The 7,688-nt window shown below is 68.6% G+C and carries 5 protein-coding genes; 3 read left to right on the top strand and 2 right to left on the bottom strand.

Annotated elements, in window-relative coordinates; genetic code table 11:
- The first annotated feature begins 131 nt into the window (after positions 1 to 131).
- The 3 genes from DBR34_RS13405 (at position 132) to DBR34_RS13395 (ending at position 2,607) form a co-directional block, all read left to right on the top strand.
- Complete coding sequence (locus tag DBR34_RS13405; protein WP_128097157.1) at positions 132 to 995, top strand: rhamnogalacturonan acetylesterase; 864 nt, start codon at positions 132 to 134, stop codon at positions 993 to 995.
- A 116-nt stretch (positions 996 to 1,111) separates the two neighbouring features.
- Positions 1,112 to 1,702 carry a cysteine dioxygenase family protein gene (locus DBR34_RS13400; RefSeq protein WP_128097156.1) on the top strand — a complete coding sequence of 197 codons (591 nt, stop codon included), beginning with the start codon at positions 1,112 to 1,114 and terminating at the stop codon, positions 1,700 to 1,702.
- Positions 1,703 to 1,767: 65 nt separating this feature from the next.
- Entirely contained in the window at positions 1,768 to 2,607 is an 840-nt protein-coding gene (locus tag DBR34_RS13395) for a PhzF family phenazine biosynthesis protein (protein WP_128097155.1), read from the top strand.
- Between the two features lie 28 nt (positions 2,608 to 2,635).
- On the opposite strand, the gene DBR34_RS13390 is transcribed toward DBR34_RS13395, so the two are convergent.
- Both DBR34_RS13390 and DBR34_RS13385 read right to left on the bottom strand, forming a co-directional pair.
- Complete coding sequence (locus tag DBR34_RS13390; protein ID WP_181393999.1) at positions 2,636 to 6,454, bottom strand: LamG-like jellyroll fold domain-containing protein; 3,819 nt, start codon at positions 6,452 to 6,454, stop codon at positions 2,636 to 2,638.
- 152 nt (positions 6,455 to 6,606) lie between these two features.
- Positions 6,607 to 7,688, bottom strand: a 1,082-nt coding sequence (locus tag DBR34_RS13385) for a TonB-dependent receptor (protein ID WP_128097154.1), incomplete at its 5' end; no start/stop codon positions are given.

The raw sequence follows: 7,688 nt of genomic DNA, 5'->3' as shown, positions 1-7,688 counted from the left end.
TGGCAGACCTATTCGCTCGCCCGCCGCGAAACGATGCTGTTCGATACCACGTCGCAGCAGGCCGACGACCCGCGCGGCGGTGAGCGCCGCCTGTACCAGCAGGCGCCCTTCATCCAGCGCGGGACGTTCTGATGCGCGCGTCCACCTGGCTGCTGGGCAGCCTGTTGTGGGGTGCACTGAACGCGGCACACGCCGCCGGCGATCCGGCGGTGCTGGATCGCCCGCCACCGGTCCCGATCCGTGCCAGCAAGATCGTGCTGGTCGGCGATTCCACCACCGCCGTGCAGGGGGGCTGGGGCCCGGCCTTCTGCGCGCGCCACGTGACCTCGTTCCTGACCTGCACCAACCTTGCCCGCGGTGGGCGCAGCACCTACAACTACCGCACCGAAGGTTCCTGGGCGTTGGCCCAGGCGGAGATGGGCACGCCCGGCTACGCGCGCACCTGGGTGCTGGTGCAGTTCGGCCACAACGACCAGCCCGGCAAGCCAGGCCGCTCCACCGACCTGCAGCGCGAGTTCCCGGACAACCTGCGCCGTTACGTGCGCGAGATCCGCGCGGCGGGCGCGCAACCGGTGCTGCTGACCCCATTGACCCGCCGCCAGTTCGCCGACGGCGTGCTGATCGACGACCTGGCGCCCTGGGCCGAGGCCGTGCGCAGCGTGGCGCGCGAGATGGAGGTGCCACTGGTCGACCTGCACGCCCGCAGCCGTGCGGTGGTGCAGGCGCTGGGCCCGGTGGCGGCCATGCCGTTGGCGCAGGCGGCGGCTGCCCCGGCACAGGTCAGCGCGGCGCTGGGCGGCACCACGGTGGGGGCGGCGCCCGTTACGGGGGCACCGGCTGCACAGGACAACGCCGTTACCGAGCCGATGGGCCAGGCCAAGGTCGCGTTCGATTACACCCACCTGGGCCCGGAGGGCGCGGCGCTGTTTGCCACGCTGGTGACCGAGGAACTGGCCCGGCAGGTGCCGGCCTTGCGACCGCTGCTGATCCCCTGATCGATAGGCATATCCCACTATTTTCTTTGAATGGATGAGTATTTCGGTGATCGTGGGGCGATTGGATGTGATTCAGATCAAACACGGCATTCACCGCGATGGCCTAGACTCAGGCCATGCAAGACCACAGCAATCTCTTTCCGCCGTTCCATGGCCGTGATCGACTGATCGCGGCCATCGACCACGCGGTGCAGCACGAGAGCCCGCAGCAGATCGCCGCCACCCTGCGCAGCGCGCTGCGCGAGGCCATCGCCGACAGCCGCATCCAGCTGCCGGCCTGCGTGCACCACCCCATCGAAGACCACTACGCCCGCCGCGAGCTGTACCGCAGCGCCACGCACGGCTACAGCATCGTGGCGATGAGCTGGGGGCCGGGGCAGGGCACGCCGCTGCATGACCACAGCGGGCTGTGGTGCGTGGAAGGGGTGTGGCTGGGCCAGCTGGAAATCACCCAGTACCGGCTGCTCGAACGCGACGGCGAGCGCTTCCGCTTCCGCGCCGAACCGGCGGTACTGGGCGACTGCGGCAGTGCCGGCAGCCTGATCCCGCCGCACGAGTACCACACCATCCGCAATACCAGCGATGAAGACCTGGCCATCTCGGTGCATGTGTACGAAGGCGAGATGACCCGCAGCGCGATCTTCGAACCCGCGGCCGGCGACTGGTACCAGCGCCGCGTGCAGGTGATGGAAACCGACGCGGCCTAGTGCCGCGCTCGACCCGCTGCCTGCGCCGCGCGCATCATCCGGTTCCCGCCTTTCGATGTTCCGCCATGCGTACGTTTCCGTTCCAGCAGGTCAATGTGTTCAGCCAGGATCCCCTGCGGGGCAATCCGCTGGCCGTGGTGCTCGATGCCGAAGGCATCGACGCCGCACGCATGGCCGCGTTCGCGCACTGGACCAACCTGAGCGAAACCACCTTCCTGTTGCCGCCCACCGATCCGCAGGCGGACTATCGCGTGCGCATCTTCACCACGCTGGAGGAGCTGCCGTTCGCCGGGCATCCCACCTTGGGCAGCTGCCATGCCTGGCTGGCCCACGGCGGCGTGCCCAAGGGCGAGGAGATCGTGCAGGAGTGCGGGATCGGGCTGGTGCGGATCCGTCGCAGCGACGCCGGCCTGGCCTTCCTGGCGCCGCCGTTGCTGCGCGGTGAGGCGTTGGCGGCGGACCTGCGCGAGCGGGTGCGGCGTGGGCTGGGCGTGGCGGCCGAGGACGTGGTGGACGCACGCTGGGCCGACAACGGCACCGGCTGGCTCGCGCTGCGGCTGCGCGATCGTGCCGCGGTGCTGGCGATCCAGCCCGACTATGCGCAGCTGATGGGCCTGAAGGTGGGTGTATTCGGGCCGTGGCTGGCCAGCGATGGCGGCGAGGCCCAGTACGAGAGCCGCGCCTTCATCACCGGCGATGGCGCACCGGAGGACCCGGCCACCGGCAGCCTCAATGCCGGCATCGCGCGCTGGCTGCTGGCCACCGGCGAAGCGCCGGACCGCTATGTGATCAGCCAGGGCACGGCGATCGGGCGTGCCGGGCGGCTGCGCGTGGAGCGGGTGGGCGATGCGCTGTGGATCGGGGGCGACTGCGTGACCTGCATCGAGGGCAGGGTCACGCTGTAAGCCACCGCAGCCATGCAGGGCACGGGCGCTACCGGTCGAGCGTGACCACGTTGTTGCGCTGGGTCACCTCGGCCGCGCCGTCGGCCTGCATCACGCGCACCCGCCAGCCGCTGCGGTTGCCGGCCGGCAGCGGCAGGCGCACCGCGGCCGTCTTCGGCAGCAGGTCGGTCGGTGCGGCCAGGGCAGGAATGTCCGCCCGTGCCAGTTCGCGGCCCTTGGCATCCTCCAACACCGCCACGCCCGCGCCGGTGGCCACGTGGCCCAGGCTGTGCACGGTCACGTGCAGTTGTTGCCCGTCCATGCGCACATCGCCGCGGCCGATGCCGAGGTCGGCGCGCTGTTCGACCGGCGTGCCGGCCTGCACCAGCGCGAACTCGAACACCTGGCTATGGCCCGGTGCGAAGCGCAGCGTGGTCGAGGCACTGCGTTCCAGGGTGAGGTCACGCGTGGTCGCCTTGCCATCGATGGTGTCGTCGCCGTCGCGGTCCACGCCGCTGGTCATCCGCCATTGCCCGGCGGTGACGTTCCAGGTGCTCATCTCCGCGTCCACCGCGCGCGTGCCCAGGTTGTAGGCGATCACCTTGAAGCGGTCCGGCGAAGGCGCGTGCACCAGCAGCGCCACCTGTTCGGCGGCGTCGGGTTGGGCAAAGCGCCAGCTCACGGTGTGGCCCGGCCAGCTCTGGTTGCGCTTGAGCGCGATGCCGCCCAGCCGCGCACGCTGCAGGAACTCGCTCGGCGCCTCGACACGGTCGGACCACCAGTGGCCCTCGGTGTTCATGTACTCCCGCTGCGCCTTGGCCTGGATGCCATCGGCGTGCAGCGCCGCCAGGTACCGTTTGTCGCCGGTGGCCTGCCACGCCATCAGGCTGGAGAAGCCGGTATTGCCGGCGTCGGCGTCGCTGATGAAACGCGGGTTCCACTCGGCGCCGCGCCCCAGTGCTTCGACGTAGTTCTCGCCCAGGTTGGACAGCGCCCCCGGACCACCGCGCTCAACGCGGTAGTCCAGTGCCTTGAGGTATTTGTCATCGCCGGTCCAGCGCCATGCCGCCCAGAAGGTGTGCATGATGTCGCCACTGCCCGAGCCGTTGTTGAGCTCGCCGCCACGGGTCTTGCCGGTGGCCCAGTGGATCTCGTTCGGCAACGCCCAGCGGCCCTTGTCGTCGGTGTAGGCGTGGGCCAGGTAGCTGTCGGCCAGCCCGGTGACCAGCTTGCGGCCGGTCGGGTCGGCGTTGTACTGGCCCATCAGGAAGGCCGGGTGCAGCACCGGGAAGGAGTACGGCTTCTGCCACTGCCAGTTCGGTTCGCGGTAGACCTTGTTGCCGCCGAACCAGTTGCTGGAGAACAGCAGGTGGCCCTGCGGGTTGGGCAGGATGATGCGCTCGTCGAAGGCCTTCACCGTTTCCATCAGGCGCTCGACGGTGAGCGGGTCGCCCCAGTTGAGGTAGAGCATCGCGCTGTTGGTGTTGATGCCTTCCTCGTAGGCATGCAGCTCGTCGGTCTCGATGGTGCTCAAGCCGTTGCTGAACATGCCATTGCGGTACACCGCGTCGGACAGTGCGGTGAGCGAGGCGTTGAGCTTGTCCGGCTGCACGCCCATCAGCGCCAGCCCAGGCCACTGCTGGGTGAGGTCGGAGTCGTCGGAGATGCCGCCGCCGAAGTCGCCATAGGCGATCTGGCGGTTGTCGATCCACCAGTCGACGAAGCGGCGCACGTATTTGAGGTCTTCGGTCTGCGCGAACGCCCACTGCGGCACGCCCTTGGGCGCCTGCGGCTGGGTGAACGGCGGTTTGCCCTGGCTGTTGTAGCTGATGTAGTTCCAGTACAGGCGGCCGTTGACGTGGTCCGGATCAACCCGCAGCAGGTCGCTCAGATCGGCGTAGACGCGTGCGTACAGGCGCTGCCGCTTGGACGTGGTGTGTTCTTCCACCAGGAAGCCCCAGTTGTCGCGCGCCTGGTTGAAGCGGTCGGCGATGTGTTCCTTCTTCGCCTCCTCGCGGTCCTTGTAGACCATGCGGATTTCCGCTCCGTCCAGCGACGCGGCGTTGAAGCCGGGCGCGGCCGAGGCGATGGAGATCCACAGGCTGTCCGCAGTGAGGATGCGGTCGCGCAGGTCCAGCCACAGCGTGCGCTTCTGACCCGGTTTGACCGACACCGACACGTCGATCATGTCGCGCGCCGGCCAGATCGGGTCCTTGATGCGGATGTTGAGCGGGATCAGCCCGTCATGGGTGGCGGGCAGGTCGAGCGCGGGCAGGTCGATGGCCACGCCATCCAGGCCGTCGTGCATGTTCTCCCAGCTGTGTGCCCAGCTGCGGATCAGCGGCTGCGCGGCCGGTGCATCGCTGACGCCGGAGGGAATCAGCACGTGCACGATCGGCAGCGGTTGCGCGGGCAGCGTGTCGGCGCTGCGCCTGCGTGCGCCGGCGCCCTTGGGCAACGCCATTACCGTGCTGCGTTCGGCGGCCGGGTAGCGGCCGTCGATGTAGTCGCGCAGCGCGGCGATGTTGGTGTAATCCGGCAGCGCCTGGCTGTCGATGAGGTAGCGCTGCTTGACCGTGCCTTCCGGCTCGGCCGCGTCGCTGACCTGGTAGGCCCAGATCTCCTGGATCGGGGTTTCCTGTTCGGTGTTGCGGAAGTGCAGGACGCCGCCGGTCTGTGCGGCAATGGCATTCACGCTGCGCACCACGCCCTGCGGGCGCTGGAACAGGGTCTGCGGCGGCTGGCCATCGGCGCTGTGGCTGAGCCCGCCGAAGGCGGCGCCACGCACTTCGATGCGGTTGACGGTTTCACCGGCCGGCAGGGTCAGGTCCAGCTGCTGGCCCCCTTCGACGTAGGTGTTCCAGTCGGGCAGCTGGAAGTAATCGTTGCGGCCGGGCAGGCGCGAGCGGTTGTACACGCCCGGCCAGGTGGTTTCGGCGATGCCGTCGGTGGCCTTCCACATCCACTGTTTGTGGTCCTTGGTATCGGCGAACTCCACCTTGCGGATCGTCGTGGTCGCGGCGGTCAGCGCCGGCGGCGGGGCGGCATCCCAGCCATGGCGATGGCGCCAGGCGCGCATCGGCTCCGGCGCGGCCACCGCTGTGGTGGGGGCGGCATTGCGCGCCAGGGCGGCCATGCCGGACGGATCGAGCAGGCGGTCGTAGACGCGGATCTCGTCGAAGTCGCTGCCGCGCAGGAAGTTGTAGCGGCTCTGTACCTGGTAGGGCGCCATCACGCGCGCGGCCAGGCCGAGCTGGTCGAGCGCGGCGTCATAGTCGGCGGTGGTCTCCTGGCGGGCCACCTCCTTGCCATCCACGTACAGGCGCACGCCGTGGTTTTCGTCCCAGCCGAAGGCGATGTGCTGCCACTGCTGCGGCGAGGGGTTCTGGTCGAGCGTGAACGACACGCGCGTGCGCGCCAGGTTGGCATCGGTGACGAAGGCATCGAAGCCGTGGCCGTTCCAGTCGATGCGCAGCCAGGCCATGTCCCAGCTGCTGTGGTCGGCATAGCCGACCCGGAAGATGACGAACGGCGCTTCACCCACCGCGTAGCGGGAGCGCCAGAAGAAGCCCAGCGTGCCGCGCTGGGCCTGGATGTTTCCCGGCGCGTTCCACGACAGTACGCCGTCGTCGGCCCATTCGATGGCGCTGCCGTGCGCCCCGTTCGGCACCCGCTTCACCTTGTCCACGAAGTTCGGTACCGGATCACCCGCGGCGGTGTCGGCCTGCAGGCCCTGGTCGGCCGAGACGTGGAACAGCAGCTGTGGGGCGGCCTGTGCCCAGGCGGTGCCGCTGCCGGCAAGCAGCAGCGCCAGCAGGCTGGCCGACAGGCGGGACGGACGGATCGAGGGGGCGACAGGGCGATGCATGGGACCTTCCTTTCGACAGCAGAAACAGTACAGCGGAACCACCGGCGGAGCGTCAGCCGCTCACGGTGGCCTTCCGCCCCGGCACCGCGCCCGCCATCCCGGAGAGAAGGACGGGGACGGACGCGGTACAGGTGGCGGAAGGCGCGGCACGGTCAGAACTTGTAGCGCAGGCCGAGGTAGTACTGGCGGCCGGTGTGGGTGTAGCGGTCCGGCAGCGACAGCGCCGAATCGACGTAGCGCTCATCGGCGGTGTCGAGCAGGTTGATCGCCTCGAAGGTCAGCGAGAGGTTCTTGTTGACCTTGTAGGACATGTTGAAGTCCACGTTCTCCACGCTGTACTTGCCCTGCACATCGGCGGTGACGAACTGGTTGCCGTCCAGGTCCCACACGTTCTCCTGCGACAGGATGGTGCTGATGTATGCGTCGCGGTAGCTGGTGGACACCCGGGCGCTGAAGCGGCCGTCGTCGTAGTAAAGGGTGGCGTTGTACGAGTTCGGCGACAGGTTCAGCAGGTCGTTCTCGGTGTAGGTGGTGACGATGGTGCTGCCGGTGCCCGAGCTGAACATGTACTTGATCTTGGATTCGACGTGCGTGTAGTTGAGCTGCACGCCGAAGTTGCGCCAGAAGCCGGGCAGGAAGCTGAAGGGCTGCTGGTAGGACACTTCATAGCCCTTGAGCGGGCCGCCGGGGGTGTTGAAGTAGCTCTGCACGTTGAACACGGTGTCCGCGCTGAAGCCGGTGGGCAGCAGATCCAGCGAATAGCCCATGTCGGCCCAGGTGGTCATCAGGCGGGTGCGCTGCACGTAGCTGTCGATGTCCTTGTAGAACACCGCCGCCGACAGCAGCGCGCCCTCGTCGAAGTACCACTCCGCGCTGAGGTCGTAGTTGGTCGAGCGGAACGGGTCCAGCTTGGGGTTGCCCAGGTTGATCGAGTACGCGCGGTCATCGTCGAAGTACGCGGTGGGCCCGCCGCTGACACTCGGCGACAGGTTGGACAGGGTCGGGCGGGCCATGGTCTTGGCCGCGCCGAAGCGCAGCACGAAGGTGTCGGTCAGGTCCCAGGCCAGGTTCAGCGAGGGCAGCCAGTCGTCGTACTTGTGGCCCACGCGGGTGGCCACCTGCAGGCGCTCGCCGGGATCGGCGGTGGCGCTGGCCACGCCGAAGAACGGCGCGCAGGCCGAGGACAGGTCGTTGGCACTGGCGGCCGTGCATGGCGCATAGCCATCGGCGGTAA

Source organism: Stenotrophomonas sp. HMWF003 (genome assembly GCF_003061285.1).
In the GTDB taxonomy this organism is placed as follows: domain Bacteria; phylum Pseudomonadota; class Gammaproteobacteria; order Xanthomonadales; family Xanthomonadaceae; genus Stenotrophomonas; species Stenotrophomonas maltophilia_AP.
This window is presented reverse-complemented; position numbering and strand designations above follow the sequence as displayed.

Coding starts and splice junctions, on each gene's coding strand:
- DBR34_RS13405 (WP_128097157.1), top strand. CDS start 132: ATGCGCGCGTCCACCTGGCTGCTGGGCAGCCTGTTGTGGGGTGCACTG.
- DBR34_RS13400 (WP_128097156.1), top strand. CDS start 1,112: ATGCAAGACCACAGCAATCTCTTTCCGCCGTTCCATGGCCGTGATCGA.
- DBR34_RS13395 (WP_128097155.1), top strand. CDS start 1,768: ATGCGTACGTTTCCGTTCCAGCAGGTCAATGTGTTCAGCCAGGATCCC.
- DBR34_RS13390 (WP_181393999.1), bottom strand. CDS start 6,454: ATGCATCGCCCTGTCGCCCCCTCGATCCGTCCGTCCCGCCTGTCGGCC.